Genomic DNA, 655 nt, shown 5'->3' with positions numbered 1-655 from the left:
GGTTCCGGGCCCCCCTTCTCCCGAAGTTACGGGGGCATTTTGCCGAATTCCTTAACCGTGATTCACTCGCTCGCCTTGGTATTCTCTACCCAACCACCTGTGTCGGTTTGGGGTACGGGCGGCTCGGACCTCGCTAGAAGATTTTCTAGGCAGCATAGGATCACCCTGCTTCCCACTGAAAGTGGTCACCATCAGGCCTGAGGATATACGCCCGGCGGATTTGCCTACCGGACTCCCTGCACCCTTGGACGTGGACAACCATCGCCACGCGGAGGCTACCTTCCTGCGTCTCTCCATCGCTTGACTACTACCTGTTCGGGTCACACCCCAGCACCACACCCCCACCCGAAGGCAGGAGGCAGTCCCAGCATGCTTAGCATCCCAAGCCTCATCAGGGACGGTCCTTCGCCGGTTCCGGAATATCAACCGGATGTCCATCGACTACGCCTGTCGGCCTCGCCTTAGGTCCCGACTTACCCAGGGCAGATTGGCTTGACCCTGGAACCCTTGGTCATTCGGCGGACGGGGTTCTCACCCGTCATTCGCTACTCATGCCTGCATTCTCACTCGTGTGGCATCCACGACTGGATCACTCCGCCGCTTCACTCGCCACACGACGCTCCCCTACCCATCGTCACCCCTGAACCACACCCCC

1 rRNA gene is annotated in these 655 nt (G+C 60.2%); it reads right to left on the bottom strand.

Annotated features, from left to right (window positions below):
- Positions 1-655 (bottom strand): 23S ribosomal RNA (locus KD1_RS16020); the annotation flags it as partial.

Source organism: Kribbia dieselivorans NBRC 106261, assembly GCF_001552435.1.
Classification (GTDB): Bacteria; Actinomycetota; Actinomycetes; order Actinomycetales; family Dermatophilaceae; genus Kribbia; species Kribbia dieselivorans.
This window is presented reverse-complemented; position numbering and strand designations above follow the sequence as displayed.